Source organism: Amorphus suaedae (assembly GCF_053629675.1).
The window spans coordinates 2054225-2076850 of sequence record NZ_JBRJIT010000001.1 but is presented as its reverse complement, the minus strand read 5'-3'; the positions used below and the strand labels follow the sequence as shown (position 1 = coordinate 2076850).

The 22626-nt window shown below is 68.4% G+C and carries 21 protein-coding genes; 6 read left to right on the top strand and 15 right to left on the bottom strand.

The genetic code is table 11. The annotated features are described in order from the left end of the window. Positions 1–68: 68 nt before the first annotated feature. Positions 69–650: a DUF1003 domain-containing protein gene (locus AB7M35_RS09350; protein ID WP_453959117.1), complete on the top strand. Its 582-nt coding sequence runs from the start codon at positions 69–71 to the stop codon at positions 648–650. Positions 651–1223: 573 nt separating this feature from the next. Here AB7M35_RS09350 and AB7M35_RS09345 read toward each other — a convergent pair. The 11 genes from AB7M35_RS09345 to fabA form a co-directional block, all read right to left on the bottom strand. Next, entirely contained in the window at positions 1224–1592 is a 369-nt protein-coding gene (locus tag AB7M35_RS09345; protein ID WP_453959115.1) for a lipopolysaccharide assembly protein LapA domain-containing protein, read from the bottom strand. A 139-nt stretch (positions 1593–1731) separates the two neighbouring features. Next, on the bottom strand, positions 1732–2025 hold the full coding sequence (ihfB, locus tag AB7M35_RS09340) for an integration host factor subunit beta (RefSeq protein ID WP_453959114.1): 294 nt from the start codon (positions 2023–2025) through the stop codon (positions 1732–1734). Further along, positions 2022–3023 carry a signal peptide peptidase SppA gene (gene sppA / locus AB7M35_RS09335; protein ID WP_453959113.1) on the bottom strand — a complete coding sequence of 334 codons (1002 nt, stop codon included), beginning with the start codon at positions 3021–3023 and terminating at the stop codon, positions 2022–2024. Before sppA ends, ihfB begins: the two co-directional genes overlap by 4 nt. Positions 3024–3222: 199 nt before the next feature. Then, the gene (locus AB7M35_RS09330; RefSeq protein WP_453959111.1) at positions 3223–4542 is read right to left on the bottom strand and encodes a bifunctional folylpolyglutamate synthase/dihydrofolate synthase; all 1320 of its coding nucleotides are present in this window, start codon (positions 4540–4542) and stop codon (positions 3223–3225) included. Between the two features lie 12 nt (positions 4543–4554). After that, positions 4555–5511, bottom strand: a complete 957-nt coding sequence (gene accD, locus AB7M35_RS09325) for an acetyl-CoA carboxylase, carboxyltransferase subunit beta (protein WP_453959109.1) — start codon at positions 5509–5511, stop codon at positions 4555–4557. Positions 5512–5545: 34 nt separating this feature from the next. Beyond that, positions 5546–6397, bottom strand: a complete 852-nt coding sequence (trpA, locus tag AB7M35_RS09320; RefSeq protein WP_453959108.1) for a tryptophan synthase subunit alpha — start codon at positions 6395–6397, stop codon at positions 5546–5548. After that, positions 6385–7599, bottom strand: a complete 1215-nt coding sequence (gene trpB / locus AB7M35_RS09315; protein ID WP_453959106.1) for a tryptophan synthase subunit beta — start codon at positions 7597–7599, stop codon at positions 6385–6387. The genes trpA and trpB overlap by 13 nt, the downstream gene beginning before the upstream one ends. A 49-nt stretch (positions 7600–7648) precedes the next feature. Beyond that, complete coding sequence (locus AB7M35_RS09310; RefSeq protein ID WP_453959104.1) at positions 7649–8365, bottom strand: phosphoribosylanthranilate isomerase; 717 nt, start codon at positions 8363–8365, stop codon at positions 7649–7651. Beyond that, complete coding sequence (gene fabI / locus AB7M35_RS09305; protein WP_453959103.1) at positions 8362–9231, bottom strand: enoyl-ACP reductase FabI; 870 nt, start codon at positions 9229–9231, stop codon at positions 8362–8364. Before fabI ends, AB7M35_RS09310 begins: the two co-directional genes overlap by 4 nt. Before the next feature lie 85 nt (positions 9232–9316). Next, positions 9317–10534 carry a beta-ketoacyl-ACP synthase I gene (fabB, locus tag AB7M35_RS09300; protein ID WP_453959102.1) on the bottom strand — a complete coding sequence of 406 codons (1218 nt, stop codon included), beginning with the start codon at positions 10532–10534 and terminating at the stop codon, positions 9317–9319. Between the two features lie 261 nt (positions 10535–10795). Next, a complete protein-coding gene (fabA, locus tag AB7M35_RS09295; protein ID WP_453959100.1) occupies positions 10796–11326 on the bottom strand; it encodes a 3-hydroxyacyl-[acyl-carrier-protein] dehydratase FabA in 531 nt (176 codons plus the stop codon). A 411-nt stretch (positions 11327–11737) separates the two neighbouring features. Between fabA and irrA the strand changes: the two genes are divergently transcribed. Beyond that, positions 11738–12193 (top strand): iron response transcriptional regulator IrrA, encoded by a 456-nt coding sequence (gene irrA, locus AB7M35_RS09290; protein WP_453959098.1) that lies wholly within the window; start codon positions 11738–11740, stop codon positions 12191–12193. 111 nt (positions 12194–12304) lie between these two features. Here the strand turns inward: irrA and AB7M35_RS09285 are convergent, their stop codons facing one another. Further along, positions 12305–12856, bottom strand: coding sequence for an SH3 domain-containing protein (locus AB7M35_RS09285; protein WP_453960683.1), 552 nt, complete (start codon positions 12854–12856; stop codon positions 12305–12307). Positions 12857–13159: 303 nt separating this feature from the next. On the opposite strand from AB7M35_RS09285, the gene AB7M35_RS09280 reads away from it, so the two are divergent. Next, on the top strand, positions 13160–14155 hold the full coding sequence (locus AB7M35_RS09280; protein ID WP_453959096.1) for a 2-hydroxyacid dehydrogenase: 996 nt from the start codon (positions 13160–13162) through the stop codon (positions 14153–14155). Between the two features lie 35 nt (positions 14156–14190). Here the strand turns inward: AB7M35_RS09280 and AB7M35_RS09275 are convergent, their stop codons facing one another. Further along, a complete protein-coding gene (locus AB7M35_RS09275) occupies positions 14191–14778 on the bottom strand; it encodes an N-acetyltransferase family protein (RefSeq protein ID WP_453959094.1) in 588 nt (195 codons plus the stop codon). A 466-nt stretch (positions 14779–15244) separates the two neighbouring features. Here AB7M35_RS09275 and AB7M35_RS09270 point away from each other — a divergent pair, with 466 nt between their 5' ends. Further along, positions 15245–15766, top strand: coding sequence for an AprI/Inh family metalloprotease inhibitor (locus AB7M35_RS09270; protein WP_453959092.1), 522 nt, complete (start codon positions 15245–15247; stop codon positions 15764–15766). A gap of 141 nt (positions 15767–15907) precedes the next feature. Here AB7M35_RS09270 and AB7M35_RS09265 read toward each other — a convergent pair whose 3' ends face one another. Beyond that, positions 15908–16711 (bottom strand): lipid II flippase Amj family protein, encoded by an 804-nt coding sequence (locus AB7M35_RS09265; RefSeq protein WP_453959090.1) that lies wholly within the window; start codon positions 16709–16711, stop codon positions 15908–15910. A gap of 95 nt (positions 16712–16806) precedes the next feature. Then, positions 16807–18081 carry a DUF2254 domain-containing protein gene (locus tag AB7M35_RS09260; RefSeq protein ID WP_453959088.1) on the bottom strand — a complete coding sequence of 425 codons (1275 nt, stop codon included), beginning with the start codon at positions 18079–18081 and terminating at the stop codon, positions 16807–16809. Positions 18082–18373: 292 nt separating this feature from the next. Between AB7M35_RS09260 and recA the strand changes: the two genes are divergently transcribed. Together recA and alaS are read left to right on the top strand one after the other, a co-directional pair. Beyond that, positions 18374–19465 (top strand): recombinase RecA, encoded by a 1092-nt coding sequence (gene recA, locus AB7M35_RS09255; RefSeq protein WP_453959086.1) that lies wholly within the window; start codon positions 18374–18376, stop codon positions 19463–19465. A 438-nt stretch (positions 19466–19903) separates the two neighbouring features. Continuing rightward, complete coding sequence (gene alaS / locus AB7M35_RS09250; protein ID WP_453959085.1) at positions 19904–22573, top strand: alanine--tRNA ligase; 2670 nt, start codon at positions 19904–19906, stop codon at positions 22571–22573. Positions 22574–22626: the final 53 nt, after the last annotated feature.

Below are 22626 nucleotides of genomic sequence, written 5' to 3'. Positions count from 1 at the left end.
GCGATGCCGGTTCAGGTCGGCCGGCGGACCGGCGACGGATCGCGGGGCGTGCGTTCGGAGAGATCGAAATGGACCAGAATGTCAGGGGCCTGGCGGAACGCCTTCTGCAGCGCGGCTACGAGGATCTGCCCGACCGGGAGAAGCGCGTCCTGCGCCAGGTGGCCAAGCGCGTGGCGATCTCCCAGAACGTCAACGAGCGGTTCAGCGAGAAGCTGACCTTCGGTCAGTGGCTGGCCGACAGGGTGGCCGCCTTCGGCGGCTCCTGGAGCTTCATCATCCTGTTCTTCGTGGTGCTGATGCTGTGGGTGGTCCTGAACACTGTGTGGCTCTCGGCCAGCGAGGTGTTCGACCCCTATCCGTTCGTGTTCCTGAACCTGGTGCTGTCGATGCTTGCGGCGATCCAGGCCCCGGTCATCATGATGTCCCAGAACCGGCAGGCCCAGAAGGACCGCCTCGCCGCCACCTACGACTACGAGGTCAACCTAAAGGCCGAGGTCGAGATCATGAACCTGCACGAGAAGCTGGACGACGTGCGGATGCGCCAGCTGGAAACGCTGCTGCGCCTGCAGGGCGAGCAGATGCAGTGCCTGAACGATCTGTTGCGGAAGTCCGGGGCTACGGCGGCGCGAGAATCAGACGGTCAAGACTAGCCGTAGCGCGCTGCGCCCATCTATTCAGTAACTAGGCGCAAAAACGAAGCGTAATTTCAATAGAAATTAACTAAATTTTAGCTTTTGGCTCCACCAAGAAATTGAGCGCTGACATAATCTGCAGGCAGCTATCCAGTTTCCTGCGCTGGAGTCTGGTGGTTGCACGAATACGGCAAGGTATGACTTGCCATATGGTCCCACGCCGTACGGCCCCTTTCCGTACCCCTTAACATCAGAAGCTTTATGCTTGATGTTTAAATGCTTGAGGCCGTTGGCCAACTCGCTGAGTACTCTAATGTCGGGATTTTGCTCTGCGAGATGAGATCTAAATATTATCTCATCTCTGGAGGCGAGGGAGTCTATATCAAGCAATTCATCTTTTTTCAGCTTGTGGAATGCCCAGTCCGGAAGGTGATTTATTAGCAGTATTGAGTTGTATGCAGCCAGAATGTCTTCTGGGGACTGGGAAAAAGCCTCAGATGATCGCTGGCAAAGTGAAAAATATTCGCGAACAGAGGTTATGCCGAAAATTTCACTGCTTGATCTGTCGCGCGCCATACTTGAGCCGAACCATCAGGCGCGGTGGGTGAGCCCGAGCGGTTCGCCGCGGCGCGAGGCGGGCAGGGCGGTCATGGTGGGCTCGGGCGGCGCCTTGCGGATGGTCTCGACCTCCTCGCGCAGGTGGCGCGCCTCGGCCCGCTTGCGGCGGGCTTCGCGGCGGAAGCGGCCCTGGCGCAGCCATACCGACAGGCCGCCCAGCACGACGCCCAGCGCCAGGCAGGCGAAGATCACCCAGTAGAGCGGGAGCGTGATGGCGAGGCCGGTCTCGGCGGGACGGAAGGGGTCGAGGGAAATGCGCACCGGCCCCCGGTTCGCGACGGCGAGCAGGGCGAGAAGGATGGCGATCGGAACGAAGATCAGGGTCTCGATAAAGCGCTTCACGGCGGTCCAGTCTCCTGATCAGCCCTGTGTCGGACGATATCACCTTATCGGTGCTGTGGCAGCCTCGCGTCGGGCATCGCCGAAGGCGCGGGTCAGGGGCAGCGTCGCTCGCGGCGGGCCGGCGCCCCGGCGCGGCGTCTCAGTCCCCGTCGTATCCGTTGTTGAGACGCTCGCGCATCTCCTTGCCCGTCTTGAAGAACGGGACGTGCTTGGCATCCACCTCGACCTGGTCGCCGGTGCGCGGATTGCGCCCGACGCGCGGCGGCCGGCTCTTCACCGAGAAGGCCCCGAAACCGCGCAATTCGACGCGGTCGCCGCGCGTCATCGCATCGGAAATCTCGTCGAGGATCGCGTTGACGATGTTCTCGACGTCGCGCTGGTAGAGATGCGGGTTTTGCTCAGCAATCCGCTGCACCAATTCCGATTTGATCATGGGACCCGCCTCTGTCGCCCAACGTCTTCGGGTGGATTTGGACCGTGCCAAAGCGACACCAGACCGTCAAGCTGCACGGGTCCGCCAAGTGAGAACGGCAGCGCGCCATCGATGCCGACGGCGCCAAGCAGCCGGTCGGCGACCCGATAGGCGATCCGCGAGGTGAACGGAAGGTCCTCGAACTCGTCGGTCGTCTTCCAGGTCCGCACCGGCAGGGTGACGTCGACGCCGCGCTCGCGGCCCAGCCAGTCGACCGCCTGCGCCTGGTCGCCGATCTCGTCGATCAGCTTGGCCTGAAGCGCCTGGTTGCCGGTGAACACGCGCCCGTCGGCCAGCGCGCGGGCCGTCGCGTCGTCGAGCTTGCGGCGCTCCACCACCAGTCCCACGAACCAGTCGTAGGAATCCATCACGATGCCCTGGAGCATGTCGATGGCGGCCGGCGGCGCCGGATCGAACGGCGAGGGCTCCGCCTTCAACGGGCCGCTGTGGACCATGTTGACCTCGACGCCGAGCTTGGCGAGCAGGTCGTGGATCTGACCGTACTGCATCAGCACGCCGATCGAGCCGGTGAGCGAGGTGTAGTGGGCGATGATGTGGTCGGCGGAGAGCGCGACCATGTAGCCGGCCGAGGCGCCCAGCGTGCCGATCTGGGCGACGACCGGCTTCTTCTCGGCGAGCTTGCGCAGCGCGTTGTAGGTGACCTCGCCGCCGGTGGTGCTGCCGCCCGGCGAATTGATGAAGAGGATGACGCCCTTCACGTTGTCGTTCAGCGCCATCTCGTCGATCAGCTCGACGGTGTCGCGGTCGTCGGTGATCACGCCTTCGATGGGCAGGCGCGCGATCTGCGGCGTGTTGCGGCCGATGCCGTCGGTACCGAAGAAGGCGAATGCGATCACGGCGATCACCGCCACGATGGCCACGACCGCAAGCGCGCGCCAGACCGTAACCGACCGGCGCAGCCTGCGGCGATCGACCAGGACATCGGCATCAAGGCTCATTGCGGTCTCCTTTCCCGGCTCCGTCTCCGGGAGCGGACGATCGGTCCCGGCGGTCGCTGTCGGCGTCCGGAACGGGCGCGACCATACATGATCTGGCGAACCATGTCCGTTGTGAATTCAAGGACTTGTTGCCGATTTCGTGGGCATGCACCGGTCGTAAACGCCCGCGCGCGGGCGGCGTTCCGCAGGGCGTGACGCCTCAGACGGGCGGCGTCCCGTTCTGGGCCAGCACGTCGCCGGCCAGATAGAGCGACCCGCAGATCAGGATGCGCGGCGGCGGCTCGAAGCGCCAGCTCTCCGACAGCAGCCGGAGCGCGGTGAGCACGCTCGACACCGGCTCGGCGGTCACCCCGGCCGTCTCGGCCATGTCGGCGAGCGGCCCCGGCTGGATCGCCGCTTCCGAGCCGAACACCGTCACCGTGAAGACGTGGCGCACCAGTCCCGAGAACGGCCGGAAGAAGCCCACCGGATCCTTGGTGGCCAGCATCCCGCTGATCAGGAACAGCGGCCGGGAGACCCGGTCTTCGAGGTCCGCCATGAAGGCGGCGAGCGCCTCGCCGGCGTCCGGGTTGTGCCCGCCGTCCAGCCAGATCTCGGCGCCCGGCATGGCCGCGTCGACGATCTTGCCGCGGGTGAGACGCTGCAGGCGGGCCGGCCACTCGACGTTCTGCAGCGCCTTCTCGGCGCTGTCGAGGCCGGACCACAGCCCGCCGGCGCGCAGCGCGGCGATCGCCGTGCCGGCATTGGTGATCTGGTGGCGGCCCGGCAGGCGCGGCGGCGGCATGTCGAACAGCGCCGTCTCGTCCTGGTAGATGAGCCGGCCGCGCTCTTCCATGACCGACCATTCCTGGCCGCCGAGGTGCAGCGGCGCGCGGGCGCGGGCCGCGGCCCGCTCGATCACCGCGGTGATGGCGTCGGACTGGGGCGCGGCCACCACCGGCCGCTCGCGCTTGATGATGCCCGCCTTCTCCTCGGCGATCGCCTCGACGGTGTCGCCGAGGAAGCGCTGATGGTCGAGCCCGATCTGGGTGATCACCGAGACCAGCGGCTGGTCGATCACGTTGGTCGCGTCGAGCCGGCCGCCGAGGCCGGTCTCCAGCAGGAGCACGTCTGCCGGCTGCTCGGAGAACAGCAGGAAGGCGGCCGCCGTGGTGATCTCGAAGAAGGTGATCGGCGCGCCGTCGTTGGCCTGCTCGGCCCGCTCCAGCGCATCGGTGAGCATCTCGTCGTCGACGAAGTGCCCGCCGCCGGGCGCGGCCAGCCGGATGCGCTCGTTGAAGCGCACCAGATGCGGCGAGGTGTAGACGTGCACGGCCTTGCCGTCGGCTTCCAGCGCGGCGCGCAGGAAGGCCGTCGTCGATCCCTTGCCGTTGGTGCCGGCGATGTGGATCGTCGGCGCCAGCCGCTTCTCCGGATTGCCGAGCGCGTCGAGCAGGCGCGTCATGCGCTCCAGCGACAGGTCGATGACCTTCGGGTGGAGCGTCAGCAGGCGCTCCAGGATGGCGTTGGTGTGATCCATGGAAGGTGCGGCTTAGGCTGTCTGGTCTGCGGGGACGCCGTCCGCCGCGACGGCGGGGCGATCGCCCTTGGCCGCCGCGAGCGAGGCTTCGGCCAGCGGCACCGGCAGCGAGGCGGGGTCCGGCTGGTGCGTCAGCAGCCGCAGGGTGCGCGCGAGCGTGGCGCGCATCTCGTGCCGGTGGACGACCATGTCGACCATCCCGTGCTCCAGCAGGTACTCGGCGCGCTGGAAGCCCTCGGGCAGCTTCTCGCGGATGGTCTGGGCGATGACGCGCGGGCCGGCGAAGCCGATCAGCGCGCCCGGCTCGGCGATGTGGATGTCGCCCAGCATCGCGTAGGACGCGGTGACGCCGCCGGTGGTCGGGTTGGTCAGCACGACGATGTAGGGCAGGCCCGCTTCCTTCAGCGCCATCACGGCCGCGGTCGTGCGCGGCATCTGCATGAGCGACAGGATGCCCTCCTGCATGCGCGCGCCGCCGGAGGCGGCGAACAGCACGAACGGCAGGTGCTCGTGGCGGGCGAGGTCGAGGCCGGTGATCAGTGCCTCGCCGGCGGCCATGCCGAGCGAGCCGCCCATGAAGTTGAAGTCCTGCACCGTGACGACGGTGTCCAGCGTCTCGATGCGGCCGCGGGTGACCATCACCGCGTCCTCGCGGCCGGTCTTGGCGCGGGCGTCCTTCAGCCGGTCGGAGTAGCGGCGCTCGTCGCGGAACTTCAGCGGGTCGGCGACGACCGACGGGGTCGCGATGGTCTCGTAGGCGCTGCCGTCGAAGAGCAGCTCGAGGCGCCGGGCGACCGGAATGCGCATGTGCACGCCGGAGTTCGGCACCACGTACTGGTTGGCCTCGAGATCGCGGTGGAACACCATCTCGCCGGTCTCGGGACACTTGATCCAGAGCTTTTCAGGCACCTCCCGCTTGTTCAGGAAGGAGCTGATCTTCGGCCGGATGACGCTGTTGATCCAGTTCACGGGTGAAACCCCTCGGTCATGCGTGGACGCGCTCTCAGGCGGCTGCGCCGGTGCGCGCGGTGCGGATCCCAGCGGAAAGGCTGCGCACCATATCAAGCACGGCGGGCACGGTCGCCGCCGTTGCCTTACCGCCGTCATCGAGCGAATTTGCGACGGCGCCGACCAGCGCCGAGCCGACGACGACGGCGTCGGCCGCGGCTGCGATCTCGCGCGCCTGTTCGGGCGTCCTTACTCCAAAGCCGACCGCCACGGGAAGGGGGGTGTGCCCGTTGATCCGCTGGACGGCCGCCGACACGCGCGCCGGATCGGGCGCCGCGGTGCCGGTGATGCCCGCGATGGACACGTAGTAGACGAAGCCGGAGGTGTTGGCGAGCACCACCGGCAGGCGGGCCTCGTCGGTGGTCGGGGTCGCCAGGCGGATGAACGCCAGTCCCGCCTTCAGCGCCGGCAGGCACAGCTCGGCGTCCTCTTCAGGCGGCAGGTCGACGATGATCAGCCCGTCGACGCCCGCCTCGATCGCGTCGGCAAGGAAGCGGTCGCGGCCGTAGGAGTGGATCGGGTTGAAATAGCCCATCAGCACGATCGGCGTCTCGTCGTCGGTCGCGCGGAAGGCGCGCACCATGTCGAGGGTCTTCGGCACGGTCTGGCCGGCCTTCAGGGCGCGCAGCGAGGCGGCCTGGATCGCCGGTCCGTCGGCCATCGGGTCGGTGAACGGCATGCCGAGCTCGATCACGTCGGCGCCGGCGGCCGGCAGCCCGTCGAGCATCGCCTGGCTGGCGGCCTGGTCGGGGTCGCCGGCGGTGAGGAAGGTGACCAGGCCGGCGCGGCCCTCGGCCTTCAGCTTCGCGAAGCGGGTGTCGAGGCGGGCGACGGTCACAGGTCCCATCCCATGGTCTTGGCGATGGTGTGGACGTCCTTGTCGCCGCGGCCGCACAGGTTCATCACGATGATCCGGTCCTTGTCCATGCCCGGCGCCATCCTGGCGACCTGGGCGAGCGCGTGGGCGGGTTCCAGCGCCGGCAGGATGCCCTCGGTGCGCGCACACAGCGCGAACGCCTCCAGCGCCTCCTGGTCGCCGATCGGCACGTAGGAGACGCGGCCAGTCTCCTTCAGCCACGAGTGCTCCGGCCCGATGCCCGGATAGTCGAGGCCGGCGGAGATTGAGTGGCCCTCGAGGATCTGGCCGTCGGCGTCCTGCAGCAGATAGGTGCGGTTGCCGTGCAGCACGCCCGGCCGCCCGGCGGTCAGCGACGCGCAGTGGCGGTCGCCGTCGAGCCCGTCGCCGCCCGCCTCGACCCCGGTGATCGCCACGTCGGGGTCGTCGAGGAAGGGATGGAACAGGCCGATGGCGTTGGAGCCGCCGCCGACGCAGGCGACGAGCTGGTCGGGCAGCCGTCCCTCGGCCTCCAGGATCTGCGCCCGCGCCTCCCGGCCGATCACCGACTGGAAGTCGCGCACGAGCTCGGGGTAGGGGTGCGGCCCGGCGGCGGTGCCGATCAGGTAGTAGGTCGAGTCGACATTGGACACCCAGTCGCGCAGCGCCTCGTTCATGGCGTCCTTCAGCGTACCGGCGCCCGAGGTCACCGGGATCACCTCGGCGCCGAGCAGCTTCATGCGGAACACGTTGGGCTTCTGCCGCTCCACGTCGGTGGCGCCCATGTAGACCACGCAGGGCAGGCCGAAGCGCGCGCAGACGGTGGCGGTGGCCACCCCGTGCTGGCCGGCGCCGGTCTCGGCGATGATGCGGGTCTTGCCCATGCGGCGGGCGAGCAGGATCTGGCCGAGGCAGTTGTTGATCTTGTGGGAGCCGGTGTGGTTCAGCTCGTCGCGCTTGAAGTAGACCTTGGCGCCGCCGAGCTCCTCGGTCAGCCGCTGGGCGAAATAGAGCGGCGAGGGGCGGCCGGTGTAGGTGGCGTGCAGCCCGTCGAGCTCGGCCTGGAAGGCCGGGTCGGCCTGGGCGGCGCGGTAGGCGGCCTCCAGCTCCAGGATCAGCGGCATCAGCGTCTCGGCGACGAACCGGCCGCCGAAGACGCCGAAATGGCCGGAGGCGTCGGGTCCGGATCGGAAGGTGTTCGGCTGGTGGGTCACGACGGTTCGGCTCGCTCGGGTTTCGGGACAGGTCGGACGGGACGAGGCTTCAGGCGGTTTCGCGACGCGGCGCCGCGCCGGCGGTGGTCTGCTCGGCCCGGCGCGCCGCCGCGACGAAGGCGGCGATCCGCGCCGGATCCTTGCGGCCCGGGGCGGCCTCGACGCCCGACGAGACGTCGACCGCGGCCGGGCGCACCCGCGCCACCGCGTCCGCGACGCTGTCGGGATCCAGCCCTCCGGAAAGCATGAACCGCAAATGGGGGTCAAGCGTGGCGAGCAGCGACCAGTCGAAGGCGGCGCCGTTGCCGCCGGGCCGGGTCGCGTCCTTCGGCGGCTTGGCGTCCAGCAGCAGGTGGTCGGCGGCGTCGCGGTAGAGGTCGAGGCGGGCAAGGTCGGCCGCCGTCGCGATGCCGATCGCCTTCATCACCGGGAGCCCGTGGGCGCCGCGCGCCGCGCGGACGCGCTCCGGGCTCTCCGACCCGTGCAACTGCAGCATGGTCGGCGCCACGGTGCGCGCGATGTCCGAAAGCGCCCGGTCGTCGGCGTCGACGGTCAGCGCGACGATCCCGGCCCGGCCCCGGGCGCGCGCGGCCAGCGCGGCGCCATCCTCCAGCGACAGGTGCCGCGGGCTCGGCGGAAAGAACACCAGCCCGATCATGTCGGCGCCGGCGTCGAGCGCGGCGTCCACGGCGGCCGCGTCCGTCAGTCCGCAGATCTTGATCAGCAGGCGGTCAGCCGCACCGTCCGCGCGGCCGGACGGGCTCATCCGCTCGCGCGGGTCGGCTCGATCGGCCGCCCCGCCGCCTCCATCTCTTCCTCGACCAGCTCGCGACGCTCTTCGGCCTTGAGCTCGTCGAGCTGCGGCATGGAGATGATGTTGTAGCCGGAATCGACGAAGTGGATCTCGCCGGTCACGCCGCTCGACATGTCGGAGAGCAGGTAGAGCCCGGTCCCGCCGATCTCGTCGATGGTCACCGTGCGGCGCAGCGGCGCGTGCTTGCGCTGGTAGTTGAACATGAGCCGCGCGTCGGTCACGCCGGCGCCGGCGAGCGTGCGCACCGGACCGGCGGAGATCGCGTTGACGCGGACGTTCTGGCTGCCCAGGTCGGAGGCCAGGTAGCGCACCGAGGATTCCAGCGCCGCCTTGGCGACGCCCATGACGTTGTAGTTCGGCATCACGCGGCTGGCGCCGCCGTAGGTGAGCGTCACGATGGAGCCGCCGTCGGTCATCAGCGCGGCGGCGCGCTTGGCGGCTTCGGTGAACGAGAAGCAGGAGATCACCATGGTGCGCACGAAGTTCTCGCGGCTGGTGTCGCAGTAGCGGCCCTTCAACTCGTTGCGGTCGGAATGGGCGATCGCGTGGACGAGGAAGTCCATCGAGCCCCACGTCTCGCGCACCGTGTCGAACACGGCGTCGACGGAGGCGGTGTCCTCCACGTCGCACGGCACCACAAACGGCGAGTTGACGGAATCGGCCAGCGGCTTCACGCGGCGGCCGAACTGGTCGCCCTGATACGTGAAGCCAACTTCGGCGCCCTCGTCGGCGAGGCGCTTGGCAATGCCCCAAGCGATCGAATGGTTGTTCGCGACGCCCATCACGAGGCCGCGCTTGCCCGCCATCACTCCCGCCATTCGATCAACCTCCTGGAGCAGAACGGACCGTTCCGCTCTTGCCGTTCCGATGTCTAAGGGACGCCGGGCAAGGGCCCGTCGCCGACTACCCGTCGTAACGCTTCAACACGATGGATGCATTGGTCCCGCCGAACCCGAAAGCGTTCGACATGACGCATTCCAGATCGACGTTGTCCTGGCGCTCCCGCACGATCGGCACGTTCGCGAACGCCGGGTCGAGCGTCTCGATGTTGGCCGATTCGCAGATGAAGCCGTGCTTCATCATAAGGAGCGAGTAGATCGCCTCGTGGACGCCGGCGGCGCCCTGCGAGTGGCCGGTCAGGGACTTGGTCGCCGAAATGGGCGGAATGTTGTCCCCGAACACGGTCTGGATCGCCTCGATCTCGCGCAGGTCGCCGATCGGCGTCGAGGTGGCGTGCGGGTTGATGTAGTCGATCGGGCAGCCGGCCTGGTCGACGGCCATGCGCATGCAACGGGCGCCGCCTTCGCCCGACGGTGCCACCATGTCCATGCCGTCGGAGGTGTGGGCATAGCCGACGAGCTCGGCGTGGATGGTCGCGCCGCGCGCCTTGGCGTGTTCCAGCTCCTCGAGCACCAGCACGCCCGCGCCGCCGGAGATGACGAAGCCGTCGCGGTTGGCGTCATAGGCGCGAGAGGCCTTGGCCGGCGTGTCGTTGTACTTGCTCGACATGGCGCCCATGGCGTCGAACAGCACCGACAGCGTCCAGTCCAGCTCCTCGCAGCCGCCGGCGAACATGATGTCCTGCTTGCCCATCTGGATCTGCTCGTAGGACGAGCCGATGCAGATGTTGGTGGTCGCGCAGGCGGCGGAGATCGAGTGGTTGAGGCCCTTGATCTTGAACCAGGTGGCCAGCGTCGCCGACGCGGTCGACGACATCGCCTTCGGCACCGCGAACGGTCCCACGCGGCGCGGGCCCTTGTCGCGGGTGATGTCGGCGGCTTCGACGATCGTGCGGGTCGACGGTCCGCCGGAGCCCATGATGATGCCGGTGCGGATGTTGGAGATCTCGTTCTCCTCCAGCCCGGCGTCGGCGATGGCCTGGTCCATGGCGACATGGTTCCAGGCGGTACCGCCGCCGTGGAAGCGCATCGCCCGGCGGTCGACGACCTCCTCCGCGTTCAGCGTCGGCGCGCCCTGGACCTGCGAGCGGAACCCGAGTTCGGCATATTTCTCGGCCCGCACCACGCCTGGCCTGGCGTCGCGCAGCGAGGCCAGAACCTCATCGGTGTTGTTGCCGATCGACGACACGATCCCCATGCCGGTGACGACGACACGTCTCATTCAGGCCTCCGTAGGTGTTCGCCGGCGCCGAAGCGGCCGGGGCGGGCGACCGTGCCTGCCCGGCGCTCCTTCACATCGAAGCTGATCATTTCCTGGACCTCCCGGCGAGTCCAAATGCCTCCGGTGCACGACCAAGATGGGTGACGGCACCCATCGCCCGGGATCGTGACCAATTCCCTTAAGCTGGAGCGGCCGGTCCGCGGCCACAAGGCCGCATTCCGGACCGGTCATGCCGTCTCGGCAGCGCGAGCGGCTCGCCGGTCAGGCTGCGGCCGGCGCTTCGTCCACGAACAGGCCGACCCGAAGGCCCTGGGCGCTGAAGATCTGTTCTCCGTCCGCCTTCACCCAGCCGTCGCCGATGCCGAGCGTCAGCCGGGAGCGCATGATGCGCTTCACGTCGACGCCGTACTCGAGCTTCTTGACGGTCGGCAGCACCATGCCGGTGAACTTGACTTCGTTCGTCGACAGGGCCCGTCCGCGGCCCGGCGCCCCGAGCCAGCCAAGGTGGAAGCCCAGCATCTGCCACAGGGCATCGAGGCCCAGGCAGCCGGGCATGACCGGGTCGCCCTTGAAGTGGCAGGCGAAGAACCAGAGGTCGGGCCGGATTTCGAGTTCGGCGGTGATGTGGCCCTTGCCGTGCGCGCCGCCATCCTCGGCAATCGACGAGATGCGATCGAACATCAGCATGGGCGGAAGCGGAAGCTGGGCGTTTCCAGGACCGAACAGCTCACCGCGACCGCACGCCAGGAGATCCTCGTACTCGTAACTGGAGCGGCGTTCTTCAGTGGTCATGCCGGTATCGTTTCCCTATGTCCCTTTGGCCCGGGCAGATGGTGGGCGCACCGGCGGTGCGCTGCCATGCCCCAGGCTCCCGTCGTCGCGTTCCCCGGCCCATGTTCTGTGAACAATCGCGAGGAACACGCGACGGGCGGTTTCCTAACACAGGCGATCCGGGTCGCAAAGCCACCGTTGTGGGCACCGCTTCCCGTCCGAAGCTGCGACATCATGGCCCGGCCGTCGGCCGAATGTTGCGGCGGGCGGGGCGCACTGCTAATTTAGACTATTGTGATCGGCTTTTAATACGGTTACATACGCAACGATATTCCCTGTTGTGGAAATCCGCCGGAACAGGCACGGCTTTGTTTTGGCCCAGCTCGACGCTATGTACGCGTCATGACCACTGTCGGAGACAAGGAGACAGCGATGCAGGTTGCCCGCTCGCATCACGACCACCTTCATGCGGCCGCGACGGCGCGGGACATCAAAGCGATGCTGCGTGAAGCAGGGCTCCGTCCGACCCGCCAACGCGTCGCGCTCGCCGATATCCTGTATCGGCACGGCAATCGCCACATCTCCGCCGAGCAGCTGCACGAGGAGGCGATCTCCGCCCGCGTGCCGGTCTCGCTGGCGACCGTCTACAACACCCTGCACCAGTTCACCCAGGCCGGCTTCCTGCGTGAAGTCGCGGTGGACGGCACCAAGACCTATTTCGACACCAACGTCACCGACCATCACCACTTCTTCAACGAGCTGGACAACACGGTCGTCGACATTCCGGGCAGCGGCCTGTCGATCGACGACGTGCCGACCCCGCCGGAAGGCATGGAGATCGTCCGCGTCGACGTGGTCGTCCGCATCCGGCCGATCCAGCGCAGCTAGGATGCTTCCGGCGCGGGCGGTGACCGCTCCGCCGGATCCCTTCGGGGACCGAATCGACTTCGCATCGGCGCCCCTCGGGGCGCCGATTTGCGTTTGGGGGCCCGGCGGGCCTCAGTCGAACGTCTCGTTCGGGTAGACGCCGAACAGCGTCTTCTGGGAAATGAAGCCGTGCCAGTTGGAGCCGGACACCTCGCACCAGGCTCCGTCGCAGCTCTTCACGTCGCCCAGCACCTTCGGCTCCAGCAGGGCCGCGACGCGTCCGTTGTCGTCGGCGGCCACGTAGATGGGCACCGGATCGGTGCGCCAGGGGGCCACCAGCGCGGTGCGGCGCGACGACAGCAGGCTGTGATAGACCCAGCCCTCCGCGCCGTCCGAATCGCGGATGCGACGCCAGTTGTCGAATTCCTGGACGACCTCCACGGGCCAGCCGGTGCGCTTGAAGGTCCATTTCACGGCATAGTCGGTGCCCGGTCCGGCGCGCACGTTCACCTCGGCGGACTTCAGGCTCACGAAGCGCGGCAGCGGCAGCCCGCTCGGGCCCTTCTGGACGGCGCCGGGCGTCTGGGCGATGGCGGGGGCGGGCAGGCAGGCGAGGACGCCTGCGGCGAAGAACAGGCCGGCGAGCCAGCGCCGGCGCGTGAGTGCTGTGGTCAAAACGGGCACTGCCTGGCTCATGGATGGATCTGGGGACCCTAACCGATCCCCGGCGGCGATGACATCGGGACTCTCGGAACGGGTGGTCACGGGGTGGTTTCCTCGCGTCGGATGGCGCGGCTGTCCCCAGGCTGACGCCCTCGTTCGGCCTGCCCGCGCGCAACCGAGGGGCGGTGGTGCAGTGCCGAGTTGAGTTTCAGGCGCGGTCTGCTAGACGTTCTGACCTTGTGCCGGGGGGTGGCCGTCTGATCAGATGGACGCTTGCCGGTATAGGGTAAAGGAAGCTTCAACAGCTCTGGCGAGTGGCGCGCAATGGCAAAGAAAAAGCCTCTGGTGGTGGTCACCCGGAAATTGCCGGATGCCGTTGAGACCCGCATGCGCGAGCTCTTCGAGACGCGACTCAATCTCGACGACAAGCCGATGACCCAGGCCGAACTGGTCGAGGCGGCGAAGGTCGCCGACGTGCTGGTTCCGACGATCACCGATCGCATCGATGCCGCAGTCCTGTCCCAGGCCGGTCCCAACCTTCGTCTGATCGCGAATTTCGGCAACGGTGTGGACAACATCGACGTCGACACCGCGACCAACCGCTCCATCACCGTCACCAACACGCCGGGCGTCCTCACCGAGGACACCGCCGACATGACCATGGCGCTGATGCTGGCCGTGCCGCGCCGCCTGATCGACGGCATCCGGGCCATCGAGGCCGACGCATGGGGCGGCTGGTCGCCCACCTGGATGCTCGGACGGCGCATCTGGGGCAAGCGCCTCGGCATCGTCGGCATGGGGCGCATCGGCACCGCGGTCGCCCGCCGCGCCAAGGCGTTCGGCATGTCGATCCACTACCACAACCGCCGCCGCGTCTCGCCCGAGCTGGAGGAGAGCCTGGAGGCGACCTACTGGGACAGCCTCGACCAGATGCTGGCGCGGATGGACGTGGTGTCGGTGCATTGCCCGCGCACGCCGGCCACCTTCCACCTTCTGTCGGCGCGCCGGCTGAAGCTGATGCGGCCGGAGGCCTACATCGTCAACACGGCGCGCGGCGAGGTGGTGGACGAGGCGGCGCTGATCCGGCTCCTGGAAAACGGCGAGGTCGCCGGCGCCGGGCTGGACGTGTTCGAGCACGAGCCGGCCGTCAATCCCAAGCTGATGGCGCTGACGCGCTCGGGCAAGGTGGTGCTGCTGCCGCACATGGGCTCGGCCACCATCGAGGGCCGCATCGACATGGGCGAGAAGGTGATCATCAACATCCGCACCTTCATGGACGGGCATCGCCCGCCCGACCGCATCCTGCCGTCGATGCTCTAGCGCCCGGTCCGATCGGACGCTGAGTGTTGAGCCGCTCAGCCGCGGGTGGTCATCAGCCGTCCCACGTCGAACATGACGTTGGCGACGCTGGAGCTCTCCTCGATCGCCTCGCGGGCGTAGGTGAACACCGTCCGGCGCGGGGGCGCCACGTGCCCCACGACCTCGTCGCCGATGATCTCCAGGTCGGCGGCAAAGCCCGCCGCCAGCCGGCGCATGGTGCGGTTGGAGGCCTGGCAGGTCACGATCACCCGGCGGATGCCGCGCGCGCAGGCGGCCGACAGGATCCGCTCCATCAGCGCGGAGCCGATTCCCTGGCCCTGCCAGTCGCTCTCGACCGAAAAGGCGGCTTCGGCGGTGGAAATGTCCATCGCGCCCAGCGGATGCAGCTCGGACACGCCGCGCAGGACGTCGTCCTCGAAATAGCCGTACAGCACCGCATCGCTCGCCATGGTGCGCGCGGCGTAGGCCTCGAGGAAATGCTCGGACACGGCCAGGCCGAAGCGGCCGCGCCGGGTGACGGGGTCGAGGCGCAGAAGATGCAGGCGGAAGCCTTCTTCGTCGCTTCTCCGCAACCGCCGGTACTGGCCGGTGCGGCTCGGTGAGTTCATGTTGCGGTGCGGCATTGGTTGCTCCTGCAATCCGAAGACAACCCGCGCTCAGGCTTCCATCCCAGTCGATTCTTCGCGTACACCCTGAATAGGTGTGGCATGCTGGCCGGGCAAGACGGCGCGCCGGGACCCAGCCATGCTTATTGTGCACTGCACAGTATGGCGTGGGGATGTCCGCTTTCCGACGGCGCCGCGGCCATGCTCCGGCGGGACCGTCCCGACCGAGGCGGCCAGCGCGGTATGTCCGGCGGGCATTGCGAAAGCGCGGGCGCGGCGTCAAATGCAAAGACGGCGCGATCGGCCTGATTCAAGCCATATCCCGGGGTCATCAAGGGGCCGTGCAGGCCCGCTTAGACTGGCCGCGCGAAAAAAAAAGCGGAAAAACTGCCGGCAGACGTCAAGGTTGCATAAACTTTCTGCGACCAAACACGTTGTTGGATCTGTATCCCGATCGAGGAAGCGGAATAGGAAGTCTGACGACATGCCCTTCAAGACATGGACCTTCGCCCTGGTGGCCACCGCGGTCGCCCTGGCCGGCTGCACGAGCACCTCGACGCGCTATGCGACCCCGCTTCCCGCGACGCCCAGCCAGCCGGTGAGTTCCGGGCAGCTGCGTCCGATCGAGCCGACCCCGCCGCCGGTCGAGCAGCCGGTCGTCGAGGAGGAGCAGGTGACCACCGAGACCCAGGTCGCCGCGCTTCCCGACCAGACCGCCGCGCTCGACCTCCAGCGCACCGATCTTCTCGGCGGCTGGGGCGTCACCTCCGGCGGCGAGACCTGCCAGCTGTTCATGACGCTGACCACGTGGACCGGCGGCTACCGCGCCTCGACCCGCGGCTGTCAGGGCGAGGAGCTCTCCAAGGTCTCCGCCTGGGAGCTGTCGGGCAAGCAGATCGTCCTGAAGAACAGCGAGGGCGGCAACGTCGCGACGCTGCTGGCCACCCAGGCCGACAACTTCAACGGCGCCACCGTCGGCGGCCGCGCCATCTCCGTCTACCGCTAGGGCCTTCACGACCGGGTGGTCTCACCCGGTCGACCGGAAACGGCCCGACGCCACGACGCCATCCAGAAGCCGTCCCGCATCGCGCGTGCGGGGCGGCTTCCGTGCGTCTCGCCGACCCCGTGCCGACCCCTCAGTCCCGCGTCAGAGCAGCCGCGCCACCCAGGCGATCAGGTGGGCGCTCGGCACCAGCAGCGCCTGCGCCAGCAGCGTGCCGAGCAGGCGGCTCGCCACCATCCACACCACCACCCGCCGGAACCGGGGCTCGCTCTCGCGGCCGCGCACCACGTCGTCGGTGAGCCCGGCCAGGTACGGGTCGATCACCACGAACAGCGCGATCGTCGCCACTCCGTTGACGATCGACGACAGCGTGGCGGCGGTGACGCGGAAGGCCGGATCGATCGAGCCGGCGTAGATCGCCGCCAGCACGCCCACCGTCCACAGCGCGTTCGCCACCACGTTCAGCGCCAGGATCGACCACGAGACGTCGCGGCCGGGGCTGAGGCCCCGGAGGTTCGCCAGCCGCGGCAGCGCCAGCGACCGCCGCAGCACAGTGAACCCGGAAGGCGTCATCGCCCGGGCGACCAGTCCGGGCACCGAGCGGTCGCGGGCGAAGCGGTCGACGCCGCTCACCGCGATGCGCTGCATGGTGGGGATCATCAGCCCGCCGACGATGGTGGCGAGCGACGCCGCCCCGAGGATCAGGCTGAAGTCGAGCAGCAGCGGGTGCGCCACCAGGCCGAGGATGTCGGTCTCCACCCGCTTGGCGATGAACGGCCCCTGGAACGAGTTCGACGTGCGCGAGACCAGCACCAGGATGTTGAACAGCGACAGCGCCGTGGCGATCCGCCCGGTGCGCACGCCGGCGATGCGGAACGCGTAGGCCAGCGTGCCGACCAGGTGGATGACGAAGGTGAGGGCGAGGATGAAGGCGAGCTGCAGATCCACGTCGCGTGAACCCCGGGAAGCCCGGCTGTCAGGCCGGCGCCGGCGGGGGGACGGGGCCGCCTGAGGCGGAGATTACAGCCACCATCGCGGCGGGTTCATGGCCGAGCGGCCTCCGGCGCGGGTGTTTTTGCGGCCATCGCGACGGCGCGCACCCGTTCCTTTTCCTCCTCCAGGTGGAGCGCGGCCTCGCTGCGCTTCAGCGCCATTTCCGACTGCCGGTACGCGCAGGCCGCGAACTCGGGGCCGCCGATCTCCGCCAGCGCCGTGAAGGCCTTCTGGAGCCGGATCTGCACCTCGGCGAAGCCCGCGCCGTCCCGGGCGATCGGCGTGAACATGTCCTCGAACAGGTCGTCGGTCTCCAGGCGGGCGAGCCAGATCCGCGAATAGAGCTGTTCGCCATCCTCGGCCGCCTCGGCGGTTGCGTGCCATTCGGCCAGAACGCGCACCCCACGGCCGATGATGTCGATCGCCGTGCCCGGGTCGTTGATGCCGGGCGAGAGCGCCCGCGAGGCGATCTCGGCCAGCACCGACAGGCCGAAGCGGGGGTCGCTGTCGTAGGTGCGCAGGTCGTCGATGGAGAACGAGCTGGCGATCAGCGGGCGGGCCTCCTCGATGTCGTTGCCGTTCACCCACGCCAGCGGAAAGCGCGGATGGACGAAGCGGCCGGGCGGCGCGTTGATGTAGATGTCGACGGCGTGGTCCTCGGCGATGTCCGCCAGGCCCGCCATCGCCAGGTGCTGCACGTAGCCGACCCGGTCCGGGTAGATGGCCACCGCATCGGGCGGAACGGAGCCGAGCGGCCGGGCGCCCAGCGTCGGGCTGCGGCCCCGGGCGGCCAGCGCGGAGCGCGTGGCGTCTTCCACCCGTTCGGTCGGCTCCTCGATCCGCCCCATGCTCGACAGATGGTCGATCCAGCGCAGCATGGTCAGCACGATCAGCAGCACGACGACGGTGGTGACCGCGAACAGGATCACCCGGCCGCGATCGCCGTAGGCTCCGGTGGACAGAGCGATGATCCCGACGAGGCTGAACAGGAACGAGCCGATAAAGGTCCCGAGCGCGTTCTGGGCGGTGCTGTCCTGCAGCAGCAGCCGGGTGGCGCGCGGCGTCACGTTGCTGGTCACCGACGAGTAGTGGGTCACCATCACGCTCAGCGAGAAGGTGGTGACCGCCAGCATGCTCGAGGCGAGGATCTTCAGGATGTCGTCGACGGCGTCCGCGCCGATGGTCGCCGACAGCTTGTAGGGGATGAACGGGCCGATGACGGTGGCCGCGAGCGCCGAGATGACGGCGAGCACCGCGAACAGGCTGGCGCGAACCCACAGCTTTCTCGTGATCTGCAGGAGGATCCATTGCCACTTGGAAAGCATGCGTGTCCCGATCGTGCTGAGGGCGTGCGGACCCGAGACCGCGACGGTGGTCAACGGCGCCCGCCCCTTTTTGGTTCGCAGTATGTTACGGGAGGGGCAGGACAAATCGCCATCGAATTGATTCTCCGGGCTTTCCGGCGGAGCGAAAGTACCGCGCTGACCCGGCCGATGGACGCCATCGAAAGGATGAAACTTCAACCGTGAAAAAAGAACATATTGCGAACATGAACAAAACGAGTACACTCACCTTGTTTGAAACGTACCCGGCGTCGTGAGACATAGGAGACCACGAATGGCGCAGTCGAATCTGAAGTTGGTCGAGGGATCCTCCATGGACAAAAGCAAGGCGCTGGACGCGGCGGTCTCCCAGATCGAGCGATCGTTCGGCAAAGGCTCCATCATGAAGCTTGGCGCAGGCCAGGTGGTCGAAGTGGAGTCCGTGCCGACCGGCTCGCTGGGGCTCGACATCGCGCTCGGCATCGGCGGATTGCCGCGCGGCCGGGTCGTCGAGATCTACGGACCGGAATCGTCGGGCAAGACGACGCTGGCGCTGCACACGGTGGCGGAAGCCCAGAAGAAGGGCGGCATCTGCGCGTTCATCGACGCCGAGCACGCGCTCGACCCGATCTATGCCCGCAAGCTCGGGGTCGGGATCGAGGACCTGCTGATCTCGCAGCCCGACACCGGCGAGCAGGCGCTGGAAATCTGCGACACGCTGGTGCGCTCCGGCGCCATCGACGTCCTCGTCATCGATTCGGTGGCGGCGCTGACGCCGCGCGCCGAGCTCGAGGGCGAGATGGGCGACCAGCTGCCCGGCCTGCAGGCGCGGCTGATGAGCCAGGCGCTGCGCAAGCTCACGGGCTCGATCTCGCGCTCCCACACCATGGTCATCTTCATCAACCAGATCCGGATGAAGATCGGCGTCATGTTCGGCTCGCCGGAAACCACCACCGGCGGCAACGCGCTCAAGTTCTACGCCTCGGTCCGCCTCGACATCCGCCGCATCGGCGCGATCAAGGACCGCGACGAGGTGGTCGGCAACCAGACCCGCGTGAAGGTGGTGAAGAACAAGCTCGCCCCGCCCTTCCGCGAGGTCGAGTTCGACATCATGTACGGCGAGGGCGTGTCGAAGGTCGGCGAGCTCCTCGACCTGGGCGTCAAGGGCGGCATCGTCGAGAAGTCCGGCGCCTGGTTCTCCTACGACAGCCAGCGGCTCGGGCAGGGGCGCGAGAACTCCAAGCAGTTCCTGCGCGACAATCCGGACGTCGCGGCGACGATCGAGGCGGCGATCCGGCAGAACGCCGGGCTGATCGCCGAACGGATCGTCGGCGTGGCGGAGCCGGACGCGGAAGGCAGCGAGGCGGATCTCGCCGCCGACGGCTAGGACCTGATCCGAGCGGGCGGAGACGCCCGATCGATCGGACACGGCTCCGGCACCGACCGCCTGGGCACCGCGCCCCGGGCCGGTTCACCGGCTCTCCGGCGCCTCCATTGCATCCGGCCGGCCCCCTCGGGCCGGCCGCTTTGCGTCTGGCGGGGTCTTGTCTGTCCGGCGCCTGGCGGTCAGCGCCCGCGACAGGCCGTGCCTTCCGTCGGAAACGGCCTGCGTCCACAAGACCGACCGCCCGGCTTCCGGCTCTGATACGCTCGTTCCGCGACCCGGAGGGCGGCAGGGCTGGGCCCGCGCGGCATCGAACCCCGCGCAACGCAGGCGGCGTGTTCACCGCGATCGAAGACGCGCTGTGGACAGGACCGGGTGCACGTCTATAAATCCGGCAAAACGGAGATCCGGCGGGAGCCGCCGGCACCAACGGGCAGTTTCATGAGCGGCGTCAACGAAATCCGGTCCCACTTCCTGGAGTACTTTGCGCGCGAGGGACACGAGATCGTCTCGTCGAGCTCGCTCGTCCCGCGCAATGACCCCACCCTGATGTTCACCAACGCCGGGATGGTGCAGTTCAAGAACGTCTTCACCGGCCACGAGCACCGGGCGATCCCGCGCGCGGTGACGGCCCAGAAGTGCGTTCGCGCCGGCGGCAAGCACAACGACCTCGACAACGTCGGCTACACCGCCCGCCATCACACCTTCTTCGAGATGATGGGCAACTTCTCGTTCGGCGACTATTTCAAGGACCGGGCGATCGAGCTCGCCTGGAACCTGGTCACCAGGGAGTTCGGGCTGCCGGCCGACCGGCTCATCGCCACCGTCTATTCCGAGGACGACGAGGCCTACGACCTCTGGAAGAAGATCGCCGGGCTGCCGGAGGATCGGATCATCCGGATACCGACCTCCGACAACTTCTGGCAGATGGGTGACACCGGCCCGTGCGGTCCGTGCTCGGAGATCTTCTTCGACCACGGTCCGGATGTCCCCGGCGGTCCTCCCGGGTCGCCGGACGAAGACGGCGACCGCTTCATCGAGATCTGGAATCTCGTGTTCATGCAGTTCGACCAGCAGCCGGGCGGCGAGCGGCTGTCGCTGCCGAAGCCCTCGATCGACACCGGCATGGGGCTGGAGCGGGTCGCGGCGGTGCTGCAGGGCGTCCACGACAACTACGACATCGACCTGTTCCGGGCGCTCATCGCCGCCTCGGAGGACCTGATCGGGGTGCCGGCGGAAGGCTCCCAGGCGGTCAGCCACAAGGTCATCGCCGACCATCTCCGCGCGACGAGTTTCCTCATCGCCGACGGCGTGATGCCGTCGAACGAGGGCCGCGGCTACGTGCTGCGCCGGATCATGCGGCGTGCCATGCGCCACGCCCAGCTTCTCGGCGCGCGCGATCCGGTGATCTTCAAGCTGGTGCCGACGCTGGTCCGGGAAATGGGCCGTGCCTATCCCGAGCTCGGCCGGGCCGAGGACATGATCGCCGAGACGCTGGAGCTCGAGGAGGACCGCTTCCGCCGCACGCTGGAGCGCGGCCTGGCGCTGCTCGACGAGGCGACCGAGCCGCTCGGCCAGGGCGCGACCCTCGACGGCGAGACCGCCTTCAAGCTCTACGACACCTACGGCTTCCCGCTCGACCTCACCCAGGACGCGCTGCGCGGTCGCGGGCTCACCGTAGATGTCTCCGGCTTCGAGGCGGCGATGGAGCGCCAGCGCGCCGAGGCCCGCAAGGCCTGGTCCGGCTCCGGCGACGCCGCCGTGGAGACCGTCTGGTTCGCCGTGAAGGACCGCGTCGGGGCGACCGACTTCCTCGGCTACGAGACCGACGTCGCCGAGGCGATCGTCACCGCGCTCGTCGCCGACGGCAAGGAGGTCGACCGGCTCGAGACCGGCATGAGCGGCGCGGTGGTGCTGAACCAGACGCCGTTCTACGGCGAATCGGGTGGCCAGGTCGGCGACACCGGCACCATCTCCGCCCAGGGCGTGCGCTTCCGCGTCACCGACACCCAGAAGAAGGCCGACGGCGTCTTCGTGCACCTCGGCACCGTCGAGGAAGGCGTCCTGGTCCGCGACCTGGCGGTCGATCTGGCGATCGAGTCCGAGCGCCGGACGGCCATCCGCGCCAACCATTCCGCCACCCATCTCATCCACGCGGCGCTGCGGCAGGTGCTCGGCACCCATGTCGCCCAGAAGGGTTCGCTCGTCGCGCCCGACCGGCTGCGCTTCGACTTCTCCCACAACAAGCCGATTTCGGCGGAGGACGTCGCCAGGATCGAGGACATCGCCAACCGCATCGTGCTGCAGAACGACCGCGTCTCCACCCGCCTGATGGCGCTGGAGGATGCCGTCGAGGCCGGCGCGATGGCGCTCTTCGGCGAGAAGTACTCCGACGAGGTGCGCGTCGTGTCCATGGGCCATGAGCCCGGTGCCAACGGCCGCAACACGGTCTATTCGATGGAGCTGTGCGGCGGCACCCATGTCGGCCGCACCGGCGAGATCGGCCTGGTCACGGTCGCCTCCGAAAGCGCGGTGTCGGCCGGCGTCCGCCGCATCGAGGCGTTCACCGCCGATCACGCGCGCCGCTATCTCGACGGCCAGGACAAGCGCCTGCGCGAGGTCGCCGGAGCGCTGAAGGTGTCTGTCGCCGACGTGGTCGAGCGCGCCGCCGCCCTCATGGAGGACAAGCGCCGGCTGGAGCGCGAACTCGCCGACGTCCGCAAGAAGCTCGCGCTCGCCGGGCCGGCGGTCGCCGGCGGCGGCGACGAGGTGAAGACGGTCGGCTCCACCCGGTTCATGGGCCGCATCGTCGACGGGATCGGCGGCAAAGACCTGAAGAGCCTGGTCGACGACGCCAAGCGGAAGATCGAATCCGGCGTCGTGGCGGTCATCGGCCGCGCCGACGACGGCAAGGCCGGCATCGTGGTCGGCGTGACCAGCGACCTGACGGGCCGGTTCAACGCCGTCGATCTGGTGCGCGCCGGATCCGAGGCGCTCGGCGGCAAGGGCGGCGGCGGCCGTCCCGACCTCGCCCAGGCGGGCGGTCCCAACGCGGCCGACGCCGACGCCGCCATCGCCGCGGTCGAGGCGGCCGTCGCGGCCGTCGGCTAGGGCATTTGCCGTCCGGGTCGCCTCGATCCGGAGGCGACGGAACGGCGCAAGGT

Excerpts from the sequence above, each read along its gene's own strand:
- ihfB (WP_453959114.1), bottom strand. The coding sequence starts at position 2,025 with ATGATCAAATCGGAATTGGTGCAGCGGATTGCTGAGCAAAACCCGCAT.
- AB7M35_RS09330 (WP_453959111.1), bottom strand. The coding sequence starts at position 4,542 with ATGGATCACACCAACGCCATCCTGGAGCGCCTGCTGACGCTCCACCCG.
- AB7M35_RS09270 (WP_453959092.1), top strand. The coding sequence starts at position 15,245 with ATGCCCTTCAAGACATGGACCTTCGCCCTGGTGGCCACCGCGGTCGCC.
- sppA (WP_453959113.1), bottom strand. The coding sequence starts at position 3,023 with ATGAGCCTTGATGCCGATGTCCTGGTCGATCGCCGCAGGCTGCGCCGG.
- recA (WP_453959086.1), top strand. The coding sequence starts at position 18,374 with ATGGCGCAGTCGAATCTGAAGTTGGTCGAGGGATCCTCCATGGACAAA.
- AB7M35_RS09310 (WP_453959104.1), bottom strand. The coding sequence starts at position 8,365 with ATGAGCCCGTCCGGCCGCGCGGACGGTGCGGCTGACCGCCTGCTGATC.
- alaS (WP_453959085.1), top strand. The coding sequence starts at position 19,904 with ATGAGCGGCGTCAACGAAATCCGGTCCCACTTCCTGGAGTACTTTGCG.
- fabI (WP_453959103.1), bottom strand. The coding sequence starts at position 9,231 with ATGGCGGGAGTGATGGCGGGCAAGCGCGGCCTCGTGATGGGCGTCGCG.
- AB7M35_RS09350 (WP_453959117.1), top strand. The coding sequence starts at position 69 with ATGGACCAGAATGTCAGGGGCCTGGCGGAACGCCTTCTGCAGCGCGGC.
- AB7M35_RS09260 (WP_453959088.1), bottom strand. The coding sequence starts at position 18,081 with ATGCTTTCCAAGTGGCAATGGATCCTCCTGCAGATCACGAGAAAGCTG.
- fabB (WP_453959102.1), bottom strand. The coding sequence starts at position 10,534 with ATGAGACGTGTCGTCGTCACCGGCATGGGGATCGTGTCGTCGATCGGC.
- fabA (WP_453959100.1), bottom strand. The coding sequence starts at position 11,326 with ATGACCACTGAAGAACGCCGCTCCAGTTACGAGTACGAGGATCTCCTG.
- trpA (WP_453959108.1), bottom strand. The coding sequence starts at position 6,397 with ATGGGACCTGTGACCGTCGCCCGCCTCGACACCCGCTTCGCGAAGCTG.
- irrA (WP_453959098.1), top strand. The coding sequence starts at position 11,738 with ATGCAGGTTGCCCGCTCGCATCACGACCACCTTCATGCGGCCGCGACG.
- AB7M35_RS09280 (WP_453959096.1), top strand. The coding sequence starts at position 13,160 with ATGGCAAAGAAAAAGCCTCTGGTGGTGGTCACCCGGAAATTGCCGGAT.
- AB7M35_RS09275 (WP_453959094.1), bottom strand. The coding sequence starts at position 14,778 with ATGCCGCACCGCAACATGAACTCACCGAGCCGCACCGGCCAGTACCGG.